15 protein-coding genes and 2 tRNA genes are annotated in these 19,088 nt (G+C 64.5%); 2 read left to right on the top strand and 15 right to left on the bottom strand.

What is annotated here, in order from left to right:
• Positions 1-88: 88 nt before the first annotated feature.
• The gene (gene tsf, locus GC088_RS05475) at positions 89-925 is read right to left on the bottom strand and encodes a translation elongation factor Ts (protein WP_323961192.1); all 837 of its coding nucleotides are present in this window, start codon (positions 923-925) and stop codon (positions 89-91) included.
• Between the two features lie 114 nt (positions 926-1,039).
• Complete coding sequence (gene rpsB, locus GC088_RS05470; RefSeq protein WP_323961190.1) at positions 1,040-1,897, bottom strand: 30S ribosomal protein S2; 858 nt, start codon at positions 1,895-1,897, stop codon at positions 1,040-1,042.
• 319 nt (positions 1,898-2,216) lie between these two features.
• Here rpsB and GC088_RS05465 point away from each other — a divergent pair, with 319 nt between their 5' ends.
• A complete protein-coding gene (locus GC088_RS05465) occupies positions 2,217-2,867 on the top strand; it encodes a M23 family metallopeptidase (RefSeq protein ID WP_323961188.1) in 651 nt (216 codons plus the stop codon).
• 74 nt (positions 2,868-2,941) lie between these two features.
• On the opposite strand, the gene GC088_RS05460 is transcribed toward GC088_RS05465, so the two are convergent.
• The 7 genes from GC088_RS05460 to GC088_RS05430 form a co-directional block, all read right to left on the bottom strand.
• The gene (locus GC088_RS05460) at positions 2,942-4,132 is read right to left on the bottom strand and encodes an acyl-CoA dehydrogenase family protein (protein ID WP_323961186.1); all 1,191 of its coding nucleotides are present in this window, start codon (positions 4,130-4,132) and stop codon (positions 2,942-2,944) included.
• Positions 4,133-4,344: 212 nt separating this feature from the next.
• A tRNA-Ile gene (locus GC088_RS05455) sits at positions 4,345-4,418 on the bottom strand.
• Positions 4,419-4,494: 76 nt separating this feature from the next.
• Complete coding sequence (locus GC088_RS05450; protein ID WP_323961184.1) at positions 4,495-5,691, bottom strand: glycosyltransferase; 1,197 nt, start codon at positions 5,689-5,691, stop codon at positions 4,495-4,497.
• Positions 5,692-5,733: 42 nt separating this feature from the next.
• A complete protein-coding gene (locus tag GC088_RS05445) occupies positions 5,734-6,624 on the bottom strand; it encodes a DMT family transporter (RefSeq protein ID WP_323961955.1) in 891 nt (296 codons plus the stop codon).
• A gap of 13 nt (positions 6,625-6,637) precedes the next feature.
• Positions 6,638-7,246 (bottom strand): CDP-alcohol phosphatidyltransferase family protein, encoded by a 609-nt coding sequence (locus tag GC088_RS05440; protein ID WP_323961182.1) that lies wholly within the window; start codon positions 7,244-7,246, stop codon positions 6,638-6,640.
• A gap of 88 nt (positions 7,247-7,334) precedes the next feature.
• Positions 7,335-8,177, bottom strand: a complete 843-nt coding sequence (locus GC088_RS05435; RefSeq protein ID WP_323961180.1) for a phage holin family protein — start codon at positions 8,175-8,177, stop codon at positions 7,335-7,337.
• 106 nt (positions 8,178-8,283) lie between these two features.
• Positions 8,284-9,723, bottom strand: a complete 1,440-nt coding sequence (locus tag GC088_RS05430) for a sugar porter family MFS transporter (protein WP_323961178.1) — start codon at positions 9,721-9,723, stop codon at positions 8,284-8,286.
• 263 nt (positions 9,724-9,986) lie between these two features.
• Between GC088_RS05430 and GC088_RS05425 the strand changes: the two genes are divergently transcribed.
• A complete protein-coding gene (locus tag GC088_RS05425) occupies positions 9,987-11,210 on the top strand; it encodes a multidrug effflux MFS transporter (protein ID WP_323961176.1) in 1,224 nt (407 codons plus the stop codon).
• Positions 11,211-11,222: 12 nt separating this feature from the next.
• Here GC088_RS05425 and GC088_RS05420 read toward each other — a convergent pair whose 3' ends face one another.
• The 6 genes from GC088_RS05420 to GC088_RS05395 all read right to left on the bottom strand — a co-directional run bounded on the left by GC088_RS05420 (position 11,223) and on the right by GC088_RS05395 (position 18,978).
• On the bottom strand, positions 11,223-12,710 hold the full coding sequence (locus tag GC088_RS05420) for an SDR family oxidoreductase (RefSeq protein WP_323961174.1): 1,488 nt from the start codon (positions 12,708-12,710) through the stop codon (positions 11,223-11,225).
• Between the two features lie 128 nt (positions 12,711-12,838).
• Positions 12,839-12,911, bottom strand: a tRNA-Asn gene (locus GC088_RS05415).
• Between the two features lie 55 nt (positions 12,912-12,966).
• Positions 12,967-14,904 carry a DNA primase gene (dnaG, locus tag GC088_RS05410; protein WP_323961172.1) on the bottom strand — a complete coding sequence of 646 codons (1,938 nt, stop codon included), beginning with the start codon at positions 14,902-14,904 and terminating at the stop codon, positions 12,967-12,969.
• A 62-nt stretch (positions 14,905-14,966) separates the two neighbouring features.
• Positions 14,967-16,202: a deoxyguanosinetriphosphate triphosphohydrolase gene (locus GC088_RS05405; protein WP_323961953.1), complete on the bottom strand. Its 1,236-nt coding sequence runs from the start codon at positions 16,200-16,202 to the stop codon at positions 14,967-14,969.
• A gap of 19 nt (positions 16,203-16,221) precedes the next feature.
• On the bottom strand, positions 16,222-17,400 hold the full coding sequence (dusB, locus tag GC088_RS05400; RefSeq protein ID WP_323961170.1) for a tRNA dihydrouridine synthase DusB: 1,179 nt from the start codon (positions 17,398-17,400) through the stop codon (positions 16,222-16,224).
• A 198-nt stretch (positions 17,401-17,598) separates the two neighbouring features.
• Positions 17,599-18,978 (bottom strand): YibE/F family protein, encoded by a 1,380-nt coding sequence (locus tag GC088_RS05395; RefSeq protein WP_323961169.1) that lies wholly within the window; start codon positions 18,976-18,978, stop codon positions 17,599-17,601.
• Positions 18,979-19,088 lie beyond the last annotated feature (110 nt).

Genomic DNA, 19,088 nt, shown 5'->3' with positions numbered 1-19,088 from the left:
CTTTGGGTCCGTCACCGGACATGGCGGAGGGGCGGCCGCAGCAGCGGCCGCCCCTCCATCCTCTCAGACAAACTGGTGCCCGGGAGAGTTATGCTCCAACGCGGAAGCGGGCGAATGCCTTGGGCTCGACGCTTGCTTCCTTCAGAACCTGTGCCACCGACTTCTTGGCGTCCTTGGCGAATGCCTGGTCGAGGAGTACGCCCTCCTTGAAGAAGCCGGTCAGGCGGCCTTCCACGATCTTGGGAAGTGCTGCTTCAGGCTTGCCCTCGGCGCGAGCGGTCTCGTCAGCGATGCGGCGCTCAGTCTCAACCAGCTCAGCCGGAACGTCCTCACGGGTGAGGTAGGTCGGCGAGTAGGCAGCGATGTGGACAGCAACATCGTGAGCGGCCTCAACGGCAGCCTCACCATCGCCCTCCACTGCGAAGAGGACGCCGACCTGCGCGGGGAGGTCCTTGGAGGTCTTGTGCAGGTAGGCGTCAACGATCGCACCCTCAACGCGTGCAACGCGGCGAACGTCTACCTTCTCGCCGAGCAGTGCACCGGCCTCGATGACGTGCTCGGACAGCGGCTTGCCGTCGACGCTGTGTGCCAGCAGGGACTCGACGTCGGAGGCACCGGACTCGATGGCTGCTGCCAGGACCTTGTTGGCGAATTCGATGAAGGGGCCGGCCTTGGCAACGAAGTCGGTCTCGCAGTTGACCTCGACCATGACGCCGACGTTGCCTTCAACCTTGGCTGCTACCAGGCCCTCTGCGGTTGAACGGCCTTCACGCTTGGTGGCGCCCTTCAGTCCCTTGATGCGGATGAGCTCCATGGCCTTCTCGGCATCGCCGTTGGCCTCGTCGAGAGCCTTCTTCACGTCCATCATTCCGGCGCCGGTCCGCTCGCGGAGAGCCTTGATGTCAGCGGCAGTGTAGTTTGCCATTTGAACTCCTCAGATGTGATTTTCTCGTCAAGATATTCGCGGGAAAGTTCGCCGAACTCTCATCCGGCCCAAACGAAAGGGTGCGGGTCGTATCCCGCACCCTTTCGTTCGAAACTACTTGCTCTCGCCGTTAGCGGCTTCGTCAGCAGCGGGGGCTTCCTCTACTGCAGGCGCCTCGGCGGCCGGTGCCTCAGCAGGAGCGGCGCTGCCTTCGAGCAGTTCGCGCTCCCACTCTGCGAGCGGCTCTTCCGCTGCTGCGGCGTCGTTACCCGAGGCGCGGTTGTTGCGGGCGATGAGGCCCTCGGCAACGGCGTCGGCCACAACGCGGGTCAGCAGGTTCACTGCGCGGATGGCGTCGTCGTTGCCCGGGATCGGGAAGTCGACCTCATCGGGATCGCAGTTGGTGTCAAGGATGGCGACAACCGGGATGTTCAGCTTCTTGGCCTCGTCGATGGCCAGGTGTTCCTTCTTGGTGTCGACAACCCACACGATGGACGGAGCCTTGGTGAGGTTGCGGATGCCGCCGAGGTTGCTCTCAAGCTTGGTCAGCTCGCGCTGCAGCAGAAGGAGTTCCTTCTTGGTGCGGCCGGAACCTGCAACGTCGTCGAAGTTGATCTCTTCCAGTTCCTTCATGCGCTGGATGCGCTTGGAAACGGTCTGGAAGTTGGTGAGCATACCGCCGAGCCAGCGCTGGTTGACGTACGGCTGGCCAACGCGGGTGGCCTGCTCAGCGATGGCTTCCTGTGCCTGCTTCTTGGTACCGACGAAGAGGACGGTTCCACCGTGGGCGACGGTTGCCTTGATGAACTCGTACGCACGGTCGATGTAGGACAGCGACTGCTGCAGGTCGATGATGTAGATGCCGTTGCGCTCGGTGAAGATGAAGCGCTTCATCTTCGGGTTCCAGCGACGGGTCTGGTGTCCAAAGTGGACGCCGCTGTCGAGCAGCTGGCGCATGGTAACGACGGGCATGCCGTTCCTTTCGTAAGGCAGCAAGGGCATTGGGCCGGCTGCCGGTTTGACGGTTGAAATTTCCGCACGATGTGCGGAGGTCCTGGTGCCCGTCAGTCAGCGACTCACTGTTCCAACCGAATTACTCCGGACCGCTGGATCAATGTTCGTCCGCCTGCCACCCTGAGCAAGGCTCGAGGTTGCGGCGCGCGAATCGGGACACGCGTAGTCAGTTGCCTGCTCCTGCGCATACCGAAAATGAGATCCGTGAGGACACATCCGGGCGCGCTTGAACGCGGAGAACTGCTCCACCAAGTGTACTACAGCGGATCAGCGCCGGATGACCGGTCCGGGCTGCCCTGACCTCGCCTCCACAGCGCGCCGGCCGGCGCTGACACTGTCCACATATAAGTACGACGCCGCCCGCTGGGCCGGCTGCCCGTGGAACCGTGGGCATGTGACTCCACACACGCACTCCATCCTGCGACTGCTGGTGATCCTTGCCTGCCTTGCGCTGCTGATCGGTCCTGCCGTCGGTGCCAGCGGAGCCCCATCTGCACCTACTCACCAGAGTGTTCCGTGGGAATGGCCGCTGGCAAACATCCCTCCGGTGCTTCGGCACTTCGACCGCCCGCCGGAGAAATGGATGGCTGGGCACCGCGGCGTCGATCTCGGCGCCGCCCAGGATTTAGAAGTTGTGAGTCCGAGCGACGGCAAGGTGGCGTTCGTCGGCACAGTTGTTGACCGGCCTGTGCTCACGATCGATCACGGGGACGGCCTCCTGAGCAGTTTCGAGCCGGTCACGGCGTCCGTTACCGTCGGTGAGCGCGTTCGGGAGGGTCAGGTGATAGGCCGGCTCAGCTCGGAGGTTCACTGTCCCGGCCCCTGCCTGCATTGGGGTGTGCGCGAGGACGGCGAGTACGTGAACCCCCTCAACTTCGTTTCTGACCGGCGCCCTTCGGTGCTGCTACCGCTACACGGTCCGTCCTGAGCGTGAGCATCGTGCACGGAAGGCGGTCGCCGGAAGGCGGTCGGCGGAAGGCGGTCGGCCATAATGCCGGAAGGCTAGACGAACGCAGCGATACCCGTAATGGCCCGCCCGGTCACCAGGGTATTGATCTCGTACGTGCCCTCATAGGAGTAGACCGCCTCGGCGTCAGCGAAGATCTTCGCCATCTCGTAATCCGTGACAATTCCGTTCCCGCCAAGGATGCTTCGGCCAAGCGCCACGGTCTCCCGCATCCGGGCGGTCGTAAATGCCTTGGCGAGCGCAGACTGCTCGTCGCGGGCGCCGCCGTCGTCGGCCAATTGCGCCAGCCGGACCATCATGCCAAGTGAGCTTACGGTATTGCCGAGCATCTCAACCAGCTGCTGCTGGATGAGCTGGAAGGAGGCCAAAGGCCGCCCGAACTGCTGGCGCTCCACCGCATACCGCCGCGCCACGTCGAACGCTGCCAACTGCTGACCGACTGCCTGCCAGGCCACCGAAAGGCGCGTGATGCGCAGTACCTTGTTGGCATCCTTGAAGCTGTTGGCGCCAACAAGCTTGAAGTCGTCGCTGACCTCCACGCCTTCAAGCACGATGTCCGCGTTCTCAACGGTACGCAGCGCGGTCTTGTTTTCGATCTTCGTCGCCTTGTAGCCGGGCAGGGACGTGTCCACGAGGAAGGCCTTGACCTGGTTGTCTGCCACATCGCGGGCGTAGATGACCACCCAATCTGAGAATGTCGCGTTGCCGATCCAGCGCTTTGCCCCATTCAGGATCCAGCGATCACCCTGGCGTTCGGCGGTGGTGCGCGTGCCACCGGCCACGTCGGATCCTCCGAGCGGCTCGGTGAGCCCGAAAGCCCCGATCTTCTTCATGGAGTAGATGTCGGGAAGCCAAGCGGCCTGCTGGTCAGGAGAGGCGAGCGCCTCGATGGATCCGGTGAACAACCCATCGTGGACGCCCATGAAGGTAGCGATGGACGTATCCGCACGGGTGAACTCCGCGTGCAGCAGACCGGCGAAGAGGTTGGAGTACCCCAAGCGCCGGACCGGAGAAACAATATCCAGATCTGCTATTCGCGGGATCAGTTCGCTGGGAAAAACCGCGTCGTTCCACCAGCGCGAGGCATGCGGCCGAACTTCGACCGACAGCCACTCCCTCACCTCATGCAGTCGGTCGCGCTCCTTGGTGTCGAGCAGTTGCTCGAACGCATAAAAGTCGCCGTCCGCGTACGGGAGATTGCCGGCATCGAACGTAGGTGCACCCATTGCAGAATCCTCATCCTTCATCGGCCATCGCCGAGGTCAAACACTCCGCCATGTTACCCATCGGTAACTTGATTGCACCAGCCATTCGGAATCAACGTGTTCCCGCCTCCCGACGCGCAGCGAGGAGTAGCGAGGAAAAGCGAGAAAAAGTAAGGAAAAGGGGTAGGAAAGCAAGGAACCCCGGCCACCAAGTGACCAGGGTTCCGCTGTTGTAGGGCTGGTGGGGCTTGAACCCACGACAAACGGATTATGAGTCCGCTGCTCTAACCGGCTGAGCTACAGCCCCGCGGCGCTGCCCAATACGCTTACATTCGTACGGGCGCAGACCTATTCTAGCCATGCTCCTGAGCGCACTTGGCGGTTTAGACGGTCTCCGTTTCGTGCAGCCGGCCGCGATAGAGATCCTCGAACGTTGACAGCGTTGCATCAATGCTGTGCTTCTCCACCATTGACCGGCTCATCTTGCCCATCAGTTCCCGCTCCGCTTCGGGCAGCGAGATGATCTCGGTGAGCCGCCGGCTTAGCTCGGAACTGTCATGGGGTGTGAAGAGATAGCCGTTTGAACCGTTCTCCACTAGATGGGGCAACGCCATCGCGTTGGCGAGGAGCACTGGAGTGGACGCAGACATCGCTTCGAGCGTCACGAGCGACTGAAGCTCGGCTGTACCGGGCTGGCAAAAAACCGTGGCACGAAGGTACGCCAGCCTCAACTCCTCGTCATCAACGAGTCCGAGGAACCTGACCCGGTCCCCCAGTCCGAGGCGCTCCGCCTGTGCCTTCAATGCAGGCTTCACTTCTCCGCCACCGATGATCTCCAGGTGGAGGTTCAGATGGTCAGGGGTTTTTGCAACAGCATCGATCAGCACATCGACGTGCTTCTCTTCCGCCAATCGCCCAACAAAGAGAACAATCGGGTGGTCCGGGCGCTCAATCTGCTCTCCCGGCCTTGGCTCATAGGCTGCGGCATCGATTCCGTTGGACAGCGGCAACACCTTGCGAAGGAACGCGTGCTCGTGCATTGCCTTGGCTGCCAGAGGCGTGGGCGTGGTGACGACATCCGCCTTGCCCATCACCCTCCCCATGTCCCGCCACGAGTTCCTGGCAACGATGCTCTTGAACCACTGCGGGAAGGGCAGGAATGGGTTGAGGTTCTCCGGCATGAAGTGGTTGGTGGCGACCACCCGGATCCCCCGCTTCACGGCCTCATACAGGGTGTATTCGCCCACCATGTAGTGGCACTGCACGTGTACTACATCCGGCTGCACGCGATCGAAGAGCATGCTGATCTCACGCTTGATTTCCCAGGGGAAACAGATCCGCCAGTAGTCGTGGGTGGGTACCGAGTGCGACCGGAGCCGGTGCACTGTCCAGTCGCCGCCCGGCTCGGTGAAGCTCTTGCCCTTGGTGGTGTGCGGAGCGAGAACGTGTACGTTATGCCCGCGTGCGCTCATGCCCTTGGCAAGCCGGTAACCGAATTGCGCCGCGCCGTTGATGTGCGGCGGATAAGTGTCGGCGGCGATCAGGATGGTGAGCGGCGAACGTGCTGCCGAATCTGTCACGAAGTAGTCCTCGGGTTGGCAACGATGGTCAGTGCACCGGCGTTAGCGCCGTCGTGCTTCCTTCTGGCGCTTGACCACATCTGGATGGTGCCGCGACAGGGCTGTTACCCCCACAATAGCAACGATGGCTGCCACTCCCATGGCAATTGCGATCACCGATTCGACATTGGGTTGGAGCTCGCCGAGCACTGCGATACCGACGGCGATGCCCACGATCGGGTCGATGACAGTGAGGCCGGCGATGACCAGGTCGGGCGGTCCGGTGGCGTAGGCGCTCTGGACGAACCAGGACCCCAGCCCGGCTGCGGCAATGATTGCGACCACGCTGTAGATCGGCACGTTCAGAAGGAATCGTCCGTTCGGATCGAGCAGGTGCGTGGCGATGATCTTGGTGAGAACCGCAACGAAGCCGAACAGCACGCCGGCGCCGAGAATGTAGGCGAACGCGTTCAGGCGGCGTTTGAAGACAGCCGCTAGGGTCCCGAATACCGCAACGGCGATGCACAGCAGCAGCACTGCCGTGAGCTCCTGGTCGGGCAGCACAACGTGGTCCTTGCGGGTTACGTTGAGGGCCAGCAGTACGAACAGCGCGCTTCCCGCAACACACGCTGAGATGGCCATGACGGTGGGTCGGTTGATCCGCACCCCCTGGTCTCGGGAGTTCACCACCGTGGTGATCACCAGGGCGATCGCGCCGATGGGCTGCACCACAGTGAGGCTGGCGAGGCTTAGCGCGATCACGTTGCACACCATGCCGGCCCCGAGCAGGATCAGTCCGAGGATCCAGCGGGGATTGCGCAGCAACCGCATGAAGCCTGTCGAGTTGAGGGATAACCCGCCGGTGTTCGAGCGCACCGCACTGCCCTGGCGCTGCGCGCCTACGGCGAGGAAACACGCGCCGAGCAGCGCCAGCAGAACCGCTACCCAGGCCATGCGCCTGCTCTCATCATGCGGCGCGCTCCAGCCGGTACTTGCGGTGGGCAGCAATGAAATAGCCATAGAACGCGATGATGTGGCCTATGCAGCCGAGCAGGAGCAGGACGTTCGCTGTTATTTCGAGCCAGGTCTGGTCAAATCCCTCGACGCGCTGCAGGAGCAGGAGGGGGGAACCGACCAGCAGCAGCGCAGTCCGGATCTTGCCGATGTTTGTGACAGGCAGGCGCAGCCGGCCCCGGAACAAAATGAGCGCATTGACAATGAGGATTGCGTCCGGGATGACGATGGTCCAGACAAGCCAGGGCGGTGCAACGCCGTCCACCACGAATGTCACCGCAACCACGATCAGGGCGGTGCGGTCGGCAAGGGGATCAAGCCATTTTCCCACCGACGACACCTGGCCGAACCGGCGGGCAACGTAGCCGTCGATCCAGTCGGTGGAACCGAGCGCAACCAGTGTGATGACGGCTGCGGCGTAATCCTTTTGCACCACGAACGCCACGAAGAGCGGAACTCCGCAGAACCGGATGACGGTGATGATGTTGGGCAGGGTCCAGAAAGTGTTCAGTTCGGCAGGAATATGCCCAGGCTTTCCCCCTGCGCCAATAATTCTGATCACGGTCCCTCCGCTCCCCATTATGCAGGCTGTCGCGGGCTCAACCCTGCAGGCGGGGATACAGCGACTGTTCCGCGTCTGTTTCGCGCGCCTACTTTGTGACGAGGCGGCGGACCATTACGGCAATGGCAGCTGCCGAAGCTGCCACGACGCTCAGGGGCTTCCACCGGTCGGCAAGGGTCTGGTTGTGACGAACCGCGTGGGCGGCGGTTTCTGGACGGGTGCGCGAGCTCCGGGCCTCGCGGGCATGCAGCGCGGAGGACTTGGCATGGGCAGCGGAGGACTTGGCACGAGCCGCGGCATCCTTGGCCCGCGAGGTGGTCTTCCCGAACCGCGACTTGAAGTCCAGGCCACGGTCAAGCTGGTCGCGGGTCTCGGCGATGTGATCGCGGCGCCGTCCGGAGCGGCTGCGGAGCTCGGCGTACGACGGCGTGGCCGGCTTGGGCTCTCCGGTGTCCTTGTGCTTGGGCTTCTTCTGTTCCTTCGGCTTCGGCGCGTCGAGTGTGGCGGGATTGAACTTCCGCCCTTCCTTCAGCACTCCGATGTCGTACTTGACGCCGCGGATGGCGTCCTCAGGGAGCAGCGGCAGCGCCTTCTTGAACCGGGAGAACCCCATGAAGCCGGCAATGGCCGCGATGATCAGGAAAAGCGCGGCGAAGCAGAGAGCGGCCAGCCACGGAGGCATTACGGTGGCCAGGCCCATGATGGCGGCGACAATAAGCGCGACGACCAGGAACGCGACGAAAATGAGCGCAACCACGAAGAACGCGGCCGCCACCCCTGCCTTTACGCCCTTCTGCTTGAGCTGTTCGCGAGCTAGTGAGAACTCGTCCCCGAACTGACGGGGCGTCAGCCGCAGGAGCAGTCTGATCAGTCCGATCACCGACGGGGTGCCGCCGGAACGTTCTACCCGCGTGCTGGTCGAGCTCTCCATGTGCCCTGCCTCCATCCGATTGTCCTGCGCTTCGCTTCCCAAAATTACCACCGCCGCATATTTCTCGCCCATGGTTCGCCGGTCAACCGGCCGACGACGACCACGGTCAGCTGGTCACCAGTTCGTCCCGGTCTTCCAGCTCCCGTCCGGCGTACTCCTCAAGGCGCGTCCGGACGAACCAGAACGAGACGACCGCAAATACGGTGAAGACCGCGTACATGATCCATACTCCGAGGTTCTCGCTGACCCAGGGGAAGGCCAGCGTCACCAGGAAGTTGAAGATCCAGTTGACCATTGTGGCGACCCCCAGCGCGATGGAACGTATCTTGTTCGGGAACATCTCGCCGAGTGTCACCCACATCACCGGGCCCCATGTCGCCGCAAAGAAAATCACGAACAAATTCGCCCCGATCAGCGCTACGGGACCCCAGATGCCGGGGAGGCTCACGTCCTCGCCGCTCCCGGAGGCCTGCGCGAAGGAGAGGGTGGCTGCAAGCAGCCCTACGAACATGCCTGCGGAGCCAACGAGCAGCAGCTTGCGCCGGCCGATGCGGTCCACGAAGAAGATGGCGACGAAGGTCATGGCGACATTGATCACGGACGTGATTACCGACGTCGTGAACGAATCACTCTCACTGAAGCCCACGGACTGCCACAGCGTTGTGGAGTAGTAGAAGATGGCGTTGATTCCCACGAGTTGCTGGAGCGCGGCGATGGCCATTCCGACCCAGAGGATGGGCTGGATGCCCAGCGCCGGCCCCCGCAGGTCGCGGAGCGTGGTCCTGTCTTCGGTCCGCAGGGTTGCCCGGATCTCGCCCAGCTTGGCCGAGGTATCGCGCACACCGGTCACCCGGGAGAGAACGTGCGCGGCTTCTGCGTCGCGGCCTCCGCGGATCAGGTAATGGGGTGATTCCGGAATGGTCAGAGCCAGCACTCCGTAGACAAGGGCAGGCACGACGCCGACAAGCAGCATCCAGCGCCAGGCAGGCAAGCCCCACCACAGGTCGCCCGAAGCGCCGCCGGCGAGGTCCGCGAGCCAGGCGTCGGAGAGCAGGGCCGCGAAGATGCCGATCGTGATGGCCAACTGCTGAATCGAGGCAAGACCTCCACGCCACTTTGCGGGAGCGATCTCGGCGATGTACCCCGGGGCGATAACGGAGGCGACGCCGATCGCCACACCGCCGACAAGCCGCCAGAACATCAGGTCCCACTCGCTGAATGCGAACCCTGAACCGACGGAATTGACCAGGAACAGAATGGCTGCGCCGAACATCACCCGCTTGCGGCCCAGTCGGTCAGCCAGTTCACCTGCAAACCAGGCCCCGGCCGCACAGCCCAGGAGCGTGATTGCCACCGTGAACCCGAGCACCGCTTCGCCGAGGTTGAAGTCCTGCTGGATGGCATCCACCGCTCCGTTGACGACGGCGGTGTCGAACCCGAACAGCAGGCCGCCGACGGCTGCAGCGACGCTGACGCCGATGACCTTGCCGGTGTGCGGGCGAGGCGCGCTACCGGCTTCGTTGCTGCTCGGACGGCTGGCATGCACTGTATGTCTCCTCAAGGTTCGGCTGATCCACGCAGATCTGACCCTTCACCCTACGACAACACTAAGTCGACTGAGCAATCCCCCATCTGCTCCCAGCAGCGGGGGCTTGCGCAGGGGTTCTAAGATAGATGTTGATTCGTTACGGCAACCACCATGACGCTCTCGCATCCAGCCCTTCGGATGCGCACCTCCACCATCTGGCACCTGCAGCGTCGCAGCGCGTCTATCACCGCCCTCGCACACACGCCCCAGTTAGGTATCTGTTGAGCACCATCACTCACCCCGGCGACGCCCTCACACGGCGCCAGAAGCTGATCTATGTCTTCATCCTCGGAACGTTGACAGCGCTCGGCCCCTTCACGATCGATCTCTATCTCCCAGCCTTCCCCGCCCTCCAGGACGACCTTCGCGTCACTGAGGCGGCAATCCAGCTCACCCTCACAGGCACCATCGTGGGCTTCGCTGCCGGCCAGCTCCTGGTCGGCCCCTGGAGCGACAAGGTCGGCCGGCGGCTTCCGCTGATCGCCGCAACCAGCCTTCACGTTGTCGCCTCAGTCGGGGCCGCCATGTCGACGGACATCGGCATGCTCATGGTGTTTCGCGTCCTCCAGGGGATGGGTGCTGCAGGTGGCGGCGTCGTCGCAATGGCCATGATTCGCGACCTATTCAGCGGCTACCCGCTGGTTCGGATGCTGTCCTATATGGCGCTGGTCAACGGAATGGCCCCCATCTTCGCCCCGGTCATCGGCTCCCAACTCCTGGTAATCATGCCTTGGCCCGGGATCTTCTGGTTCCTCGCCGCCTACGCCTTCCTGGTGATCCTCGCGGTGTCCACGTTCATCATCGAGACGCTGCCCGCGGACCGGCGTAAGGCTTCCTCCTCGACCGCCCTGCAACGCTACCGCGCAGTCCTGACCGACAGGGTTTTCATCGGCGTCCTGCTGGTCGGCGGCATGAACTTCTCGGGCCTGTTCTCCTACCTGTCGTCGTCGCCGTTCCTGTTCCAGGACGTGTATGGCCTGGATCCGCAGGGCTACGGGGTCCTGTTCGCCATCAACTCACTTGGCATCGTCGCTGCGGTGCAGATCAGCTCACGGGTGCTTCGCAGGGTGGGCCCGCAGTGGGTGCTCGTGGGGTCAACGGCCCTCATGCTCACCATGGCCCTGCTTATCATCCTCTTCGACTACCTGGGCTTCGGCTTCTGGGGCACGGCTGTTCCGCTCTGGTTCTACATCATGGCCGCCGGCTTCACGTTCCCCTGCGTGCAGGTACTGGCCCTTGCCAACCACGGTGCCCAGGCGGGGACGGCAGCGTCCCTGCTAGGTGCAACGACCTTCGGCCTGGCAGGCGTCATCTCCCCCGTCGTGGGCCTGCTCGGCATCGACTCCGCCACCCCGATGGCCGGTGTCATGGCCGCCTGCATCAGCCTGGGCGTGGTGTTCCTCTGGACAATCGTCCGGCCTCGCACCGTGCCCGCGATCGGGTAGGGTTCGCAGCCCTCAGGCCGGCTGGGCTGCGCGCTCTGCCGCCCGGGTGATGTTCCGGGCCATCGACGCGAAGATGACGCCGTGGAACGGCAGGACGGCGAGCCAGTAGAGCCGGCCCGCGAGGCCTCTCGGGAAGAAGACGGCGCGTTGGCGGTATTCGCTCGCGCCGCCGTCGGGCACTACCGACAGCTCGAGCCAGGCCCGGCCCGGCAGCTTCATCTCCGCCCGCAGCCGCAGCTTCTCACCACGAACCAGTTCCTCCACCCGCCAGAAGTCCAGGGCCTCCCCTGCCATCAGCTCAGAAGAATGGCGCCGTCCGCGGCGCAGCCCCACCCCACCGGCGAGCTTGTCCAGCCAACCTCGGGCAGCCCAGGCTACTGGCCACGAGTACCAGCCGTTCTCGCCGCCGATGCCCTCGATGACGCTCCAGACAGCGGCGGGTGGGGCACTCGAGCGGTACCTCCGCTCATCCTTGTAGACAGTGTGCCCGGACCACTGCGGGTCGGACGGGAGCGGATCGGCGACCGTATCGAGCTGTGAAGCCCCGGCCCAGCTGGTTTCGACCTCGCCGTTGCTCATCTTGTTCAGAGCCAACTCCACCGCACGGCTATAACCCGTGAGGCCGCCCACGGGCTCGGGCAGGTAGCCGGAGATGTCGTTCTCAGCAGTGATTGCGTCGTGCTGGAGAGACTCGATCAGGGGCATGGCCATCGCGCGGGGAATGGGGGTTACGAGGTTGACCCAATGACCGGCGAGGCGCGGTGTGAGGACCGGAAGGGCAAGCACGGTCCGGCCCGGCAACCCCGCGGCAGCCGCGTAGCGCTTCATCATGTCCGCGTAGGTAAGCACGTCTCCGGAGCCGATGTCGAAGGTCCGGTTCAAACCCTCGGGGAGGTCGAGGGCACCGAGGAGGTAGTGCAGGACATCGCGTACCGCGATCGGCTCGATCCGGTTCAACACCCACTTCGGGGCCGGCATCACCGGAAGCACCTCGGACAGGTGGCGGATCATCTCGAACGACGCCGACCCTGACCCGATTACGACGCCGGCCTGGAAAGCGACCGTCGGCACGCCTGAGGCGAGCAGGGCCTCCCCTACGGCTACCCGTGAACGCATGTGGGTAGACAGCTTGACTCCCTGCGGGTGCAAGCCGCCCAGGTACACGATCCGGCGTACTCCAGCAGCTGCAGCGGCGTCCGCCACGATAGCCGCGATGCGCGCTTCACGCTTTTCGAATCCTCGCCCCGAGCCCATCGAATGCACCAGGTAGTACAGAGTGGTGACTCCCCTGCAGGCCTTCTCCATTGCAGACGCGTCCTGCAGATCACCTTCGAGGACTTCGACTTCGTCAGCCCACGGCACATCCCTCAGCTTGTCCGGGTTGCGCACCACCACGCGGACCCTGCGGCCCTCAGCCACCAGCCGGGAGACGAGACGCCCCCCGATATAGCCGGTGGCGCCGGTGACAAGGATCAGCTCAGGGTGCTCGGAGTGGACCATGGACAGAAGCGTACGCTTCGGCGCTGGGAGGTGTCTGGGGCCGCCTCGTCAGCGGCTCGAGTGCGAACCGAACAAGGGAAAAGAGAAAGGCTCCTGACCAACGTTTCCGCTGGTCAGGAGCCTATTTGCTCCCCCGACTGGACTTGAACCAGTAACCCTTCGATTAACAGTCGAATGCTCTGCCAATTGAGCTACGGGGGAAAGCAGCAGGTACTACTTTACATACGATCCGGGTCGAAGTGAAATTGAGCGGTTGCTAGTCGGAGCGCAGCGCGCGCCGCTCCATTTCCAGCTCCATCAGCTCCCGGTTCAACTGTTGGAACAGTGCCGGATCTCCGGCCGGATCAAGGCGTTGGAGAGCGCTGAGCTTCTCCGCCTTCAGGCGGGTGATACGTAGCTCCGCAAGCCTGTTCAGGATGTCCCGGCAGTAAAGGGTCAGCGCATCTGCATCCTTGGCCGGCAGCGGAGTCACTGCCAGTTCGCTCACAAAGCCGCGCAGCACCTCCGGCACCTCCTGCCGGACACGCTCAACCCAGTTGGATGCCGTTCCGGGATTCTGCCCGCCCGCTGCGCCCGCCGCCCTTACAGCGTCATGCAGGGCAGCATAGGCGGGCACGGAGAAGCGCGAGTCGACAAAGTTCTCCCACTGCCCCCCGTCCAGAAGCTGGGGATATTGCAGGACGACCTCGAGCGCCTCCCGCTCCATGCGGGCCACCGGGTCGCGCGGGTCCGGCCGCGTGAACTGCGTCCGCCCCGGGACCTGCTCCGGCACGCCGTCCGGTGCATTTGCCGGAGCACGCTCGGCGGAGCGCTCCGGAGCGCCCGAGCGCTCGGACCCCGGCTGGGCTGCCCGTTTGGCCGCGGCCGAGACTGCCCGGGCGACCTGGTCCTCGCCGACGAACTGCATGCCCAACCACCGGGACAGCTCCCGGGTATAGACGGACCGCAGCGACACGTCCCGAATGTTGGCGACGATGGGCGCAGCGTGCCGCAGCGCCTTCATCTGGCCTTCCCCGGTGGAGAGGTCGAACTGCTCGAAGGACGCCTTGATAGCGAACTCGAACAGTGGACGCCGGGTGGCGATCAGGTCCTGCACCGCCTGGTCGCCCGCGTTCTGCCGCAGGTCGCACGGGTCAGCGCCGGTGGGATCCACGGCTACGTAGGTCTGGGCGTTGAAGCGCTGGTCTTCCTCGAAGGCGCGCAGCGCCGCCTTCTGGCCTGCCGCATCGCCGTCGAAGGTGAAGATCACCTCTCCCCCGGTGCCGTCGTCGGAAAGCAACCGCCGTGCGATCTTGATGTGGTCGGCGCCGAAGGCGGTGCCGCAGGTCGCGACGGCGGTGCCGACGCCCGCCAGGTGGCAGGCCATCACGTCGGTATAGCCCTCGACCACAACCAGCTGGCGTGAACGGGCTATTTCCCGTTTGGCCAGGTCGATCCCGTACAGGACCTGCGACTTCTTGTAGAGCGAGGTTTCCGGTGTGTTCAGGTACTTCGGGCCGGGGTCGTCTTCGTAGAGCTTGCGCGCTCCGAAACCAACCGTGTCTCCGGTGATGTCGCGGATAGGCCAGATCAGGCGGCCGCGGAAGCGGTCGTAGAGACGTCCTGCATTGTTGGAGGAGACGCTGAACATCCCCGTATGCTTCAGCTCGTCGAGGGTGAATCCACGGCCGGTGAGATGGCTTAGAAGGCCATCCCAGCCCTGCGGAGCATAGCCGACGCCGAAATGCTCCGCGGCTGCACGGTCAAAACCCCGTTCCTGCAGGAACGCGCGTCCGGCAGCTGCGCCCGGGGTCAGGAGCTGCTCGCGGTAGAACTCGGCGGCGATCTTGTGGGCGTCGAGGAGCCGTTGACGCTTACCGGTGTCTTCTCGCCGTGGCCCGGTGCCGCCGTCCTCGTAGCGCAGCTCGTAGCCGATCCGCGCGGCAAGCTTTTCCACGGTTTCGGCGAAGGACGTGTGATCCATCTTCTGGACGAAGGAGATCACATCGCCACCCTCGCCGCAGCCGAAGCAGTGGTAGGAGCCCATTTGAGGACGGACATGGAAGGACGGCGAGCGCTCGTCGTGGAAGGGGCACAGTCCTTTCCACGAGCCGACGCCGGCGGATTTCAGTGTGACGTAGCCGTCCACCACTTCCTTGATGTCGGTACGCTGCCGGACCTCATCGATATCTTCACGCTTGATGAGTCCTGCCATGCGTTCCAGTCTATGTGTCTCGAAGGGCGCGGCCCCTCGTCGTTGGGAAGTTGTGGAACGGGCTACCAAAGGGCCGGGACGGGGCCCACCACCCGCTCGTGCAGGGCGAGTGCGGACGCGTCCGTCAGGGAAGCCACCTGGTCGATGACCACGCGGAGGCGGGCGTCGTCGTCGTCGGCTTCGCGCCAGTCGGCAGCGAACATCGGATCGAGGTAGCGGTCGCCGTCGGCTGCCATCTGCTGCACCAGGGAGGTCAGGACCTCGCGCTGGCGCTCGTAGATGGGCTGCCGGTGGACGCTCGTCATCACGTAAGTGGTGGCCAGGCCCTTCATGACGGCAATCTCCGTCACGGTGTCCTCGGGGACCACCATCTCAGCGGCGTAGCGGGTCAACGGCTGGGCTCCGTAGAGGCCGCGGGTGGTCTCGAGCGCGCTCAGGCAGAAGCGTCCGATGAGTTGGCTGGTCATGTTCTTCAGTGCCGCCATGGACCGACGGCTGCCATCGGCTTCGCGAACCCAGACATCCGTCGCCTCCAGGCGGGCCAGGGCTGCGTCGACGGCGGCGGGATCGGAGTGCGGCAGGTACCACTGCTGCGTGTAACCGACCACGCGGGCCCGGTGGTCCGGGTTGTCCATCCACTTGAGCTGGAAGTGGCCGGCGACAATGGCGTCCTCCACATCATGGACGGAGTAGGAGATGTCGTCGGCGAGGTCCATCACCTGCGCCTCAATGCAGGACCGGCCTGCCGGTGCGCCCTGCCGAAGCCAGTTGAAGACCGGGAGGTCGTCCTCGTAGGCGCCGAACTTCGACGTGCGATGCCCGTGGATCACGGGGGCATCCGTAGCTGTCCAGGGGTACTTGCAGGACGCGTCGAGGCTGGCGCGGGTGAGGTTCAGGCCGGCCGGTCCCCCGTCGGCACGGCTAATCTTCGGCTCAAGCCGGGTCAGCAACCGGAGCGTCTGGGCGTTCCCCTCGAAACCACCGATGGAGTGCGCCAGATCGTTGAGGGTGGCTTCGCCGTTGTGTCCGAAGGGTGGATGTCCGATGTCGTGGGACAGGCACGCGGCGTCGACAATATCCGGGTCGCAGCCGAGGGAACGGCCGAGCTCGCGGCCGACCTGGGCCACCTCGAGGCTGTGGGTGAGCCTGGTCCGCACGAAATCGTCAGTGTCCGGAGCAACCACCTGGGTCTTGGCGCCGAGGCGGCGCAGCGCGGACGAGTGCAGCACCCGCGCCCGGTCCCGCTCGAAGTGGGTACGGTGAGTGCTCTTCGGCGGCTCGGCGACCCAGCGCTCCATGTCGGCGTCTGTGTAGCGGTTATCCACCTGACACGTCCACTTCCGCAGCCGCGATGTCGGCCTGCTGCTCGGCGTTCAGGTTACGGGCCTCCAGCCAGCGGTCCGGCAGCGCGGGACGTTTCGGCGAGCCTGCGCGGCCCCGTGGGCCCTCGGCGTCGGCGCCGGGGTACGGCGAGTTCCGGTCGAGCTGGTCCAGCAGGCCGCGCAGCACCTCCAGGGTGGGCACCGTGGCGAGCGCCGCGCGTAGGTCGCCGCCGACCACATAGCCCTTGAAATACCAGGCCATGTGCTTGCGGATGTCCCGCAGCGCCATCATCTCGTTGCCGAACGTGTCCACAAGGAGTTCAGCGTGCCGGTAGACGGTGTCTGCCACCTGCCCGAGGCCGGGCTGGTGCCGCTCGGAGCTGCCTTCGAAGGCGTTCTGGAGGTCACCGAACAGCCACGGACGCCCCTGGCAGCCGCGGCCGATGACCACGCCGTCGACGCCGGTCTGCCGCACCATGGCGATGGCATCCTCGGCGCTCCAGATGTCACCGTTGCCGAGGACCGGGATGTCCGGCAGCGCTTCACGCAGTTCGGCGATAGCGTTCCAGTCAGCTTTGCCTGAGTAGAACTGGGAGGCAGTGCGGCCGTGCAGGGCGACGGCGGCCACACCGGCGTCGCGGGCGATCTTGCCTGCCTCGCGGAAGGTCAGGTGGTCCTCGTCGATGCCCTTGCGCATCTTGATCGTGAGCGGAATGTCGCCACGGGAGGCTTCACGGACCGCGGTCTGGACGATCGACGTGAACAGGTCGATCTTCCAGGGCAGCGCGGCCCCGCCCCCCTTGCGCGTGACCTTGGGGACCGGGCAGCCGAAATTCAGGTCAATGTGGTCGGCGCGGTCCTCATCCACAAGGATGCGCACGGCAGCGCCGACTGTCTTCGGATCCACGCCGTAGAGCTGGACGGAGCGCACCTTTTCGTCGTCGTCGTGGGAGATGATGCGCAGCGACTCCGGATTACGCTCCACGAGCGCACGCGAGGTGACCATCTCCGAGACATACAGGCCGCCGCCGTACTCGCGGCACAGGCGGCGGAAAGCGGTGTTGGTGATGCCTGCCATCGGAGCAAGGACCACCGGCGTGTTGACGGTGATACCGCCAAGGCGCAGGGGCGGGAGGTCCAGCGTCGCGGCAGGAGTTGTAGGTGCAATGCTCACCTATCCATTGTCGCAAGGCGGGGCAAATCGGCAGGCGCCTCCGTGCACAGGGCCGGGCCGGCGTCGGACTTCATCCCTGCGGATCCGTTGGTAATGCGCAAACGGAGCCGCGCCGAAGCACCTTCCTTTGACGACACGCAACGGATCCGCTGCCTCCGTGCCAGGCTGCCTCAGTGCCAGGTTCCGCCGTCGATGTCGTCAACGCGAGTTCTGCTCGCGCAACTCCCGGCGGCTAGGCAACGGGTTCTCGGGAACGTCCGCAGGCACAGGGGCGCCGGCGTCGGCCTCGTCCGCGACCAGCGCTGCGGGGGTGGTGTCCTGCTCAGGGCGGGACGGCCGGCGGATGCCGACGGCCTTCACCACCAGCACCGCGATCAGGGTGGTGACGGGAATGGCCAGGACCAGGCCGATGGAACCGACCAGCGTGCGCACCACCTCCTCGGCCAACTCGCCGCTGGTCAGGGTGGTCACCAGCGACGAGTCCTGCAGGGACACCAGTAACAGGAGCGGCAGCGCAGCGCCGGCATAGGCAAAGGCGATTGTGTAGACGGTGGAGGCGATATGGTCGCGCCCGATGCGCATGGCGCCGGTGAACAGGCGCCGCGTCGAAGTGTGCGGTGCCAGCTCATACAGTTCCCAGACGGCGGAGGACTGGGTGATGGTCACATCGTTGAGGACGCCCAGCCCGGAGATGATCAGCCCGCACAGGATGATGCCGGACAGCGAGATTTCCGGCGAGGCGTTGATGAGCGCACTTGAGCTGTCCGAGCCCACTCCGGTGAGGTTGGCCGTATCGGTTGACCACGCTGCCAGCAATGCAGTGATGCCAAGTCCGAAGATTGTTCCCAGCAGCGCCGTCGAGGTCCGCGCCGAGAAGCCGTGCGCAAAGTAGAGGACTCCCATCATTATGACCACGGAGCCCACCAGCCCCAGCAGCAACGGCGGCTTGCCCTCCACCAGCCCCGGCAGCATGAACTGGGCCAGCACAATGAGCGCGCCCACCAGGCCGATTATGGCCCGCAGCCCGCGCCAGCGCGCCACTGAAACAACGACGACGGCGTAAAGCACCGCGAGCGCGGCCACCGGCAGCGTGCGGACGAAGTCGACAAAAATGTAGGGCGCACCGGAGGCGGTCACCACGCCCTCCAGGTTGAGGTAGCGGATGGAATCGCCGGCGTTAACCTGTCCTGAGCGCGCCACTTCCGGGTTCAACTCCACCGGAACGGCTGAACCACCGGCATTCGGTTGGGTGTAGGCAACCAGGCACTGCTGCGCTTCTCCCCCGGCTTCGACGGTTGGAGCGGACGAGGGGCAGTCCTCCAGCACAACGCGTTGCACGATGCCCGTGTCCATGGAGGTGCCCTGCGCCGTCGCCAATGGATTGGCGACGGTCACTCCGGTCCGGTCTCCGCTCGGCCAGAGCAGGATCATACCGATCAGCGTGATGATGCCCAGCGGCACCAGGATGGCGGCGAGCAGAAGGTTGGCCCGGCGCCGTGTACCGGCCATGGCCGCATCCTGCTCCGGAGTGGAGGCGGATCCGGATGAACCTGCGGTATGGATGTGGCTGTGGCCCACTGCTCGTCCTTGCCTGTTGTGTTTGCCTGAATCACGGGCCTGGTCCGGTTCTTGGCGGATGGACAGCGCCATCCTTATCGTGATCCCCTGTGGATTCTACGCAGTCGTCC

This window comes from Arthrobacter sp. JZ12, assembly GCF_035189165.1.
In the GTDB taxonomy this organism is placed as follows: Bacteria; Actinomycetota; Actinomycetes; order Actinomycetales; family Micrococcaceae; genus Arthrobacter_D.
The sequence above is the reverse complement of the archived record's forward strand: the minus strand, read 5'-3'. Positions and strand labels throughout refer to the sequence as shown.

What these genes read in the sequence shown, in the direction of transcription:
- tsf (WP_323961192.1), bottom strand. Translation starts at nt 925, where the DNA reads ATGGCAAACTACACTGCCGCTGACATCAAGGCTCTCCGCGAGCGGACC.
- rpsB (WP_323961190.1), bottom strand. Translation starts at nt 1,897, where the DNA reads ATGCCCGTCGTTACCATGCGCCAGCTGCTCGACAGCGGCGTCCACTTT.
- GC088_RS05465 (WP_323961188.1), top strand. Translation starts at nt 2,217, where the DNA reads ATGACCGGTCCGGGCTGCCCTGACCTCGCCTCCACAGCGCGCCGGCCG.
- GC088_RS05460 (WP_323961186.1), bottom strand. Translation starts at nt 4,132, where the DNA reads ATGGGTGCACCTACGTTCGATGCCGGCAATCTCCCGTACGCGGACGGC.
- GC088_RS05445 (WP_323961955.1), bottom strand. Translation starts at nt 6,624, where the DNA reads ATGGCCTGGGTAGCGGTTCTGCTGGCGCTGCTCGGCGCGTGTTTCCTC.
- GC088_RS05435 (WP_323961180.1), bottom strand. Translation starts at nt 8,177, where the DNA reads ATGGAGAGCTCGACCAGCACGCGGGTAGAACGTTCCGGCGGCACCCCG.
- GC088_RS05420 (WP_323961174.1), bottom strand. Translation starts at nt 12,710, where the DNA reads ATGGTCCACTCCGAGCACCCTGAGCTGATCCTTGTCACCGGCGCCACC.
- dnaG (WP_323961172.1), bottom strand. Translation starts at nt 14,904, where the DNA reads ATGGCAGGACTCATCAAGCGTGAAGATATCGATGAGGTCCGGCAGCGT.
- GC088_RS05405 (WP_323961953.1), bottom strand. Translation starts at nt 16,202, where the DNA reads ATGGAGCGCTGGGTCGCCGAGCCGCCGAAGAGCACTCACCGTACCCAC.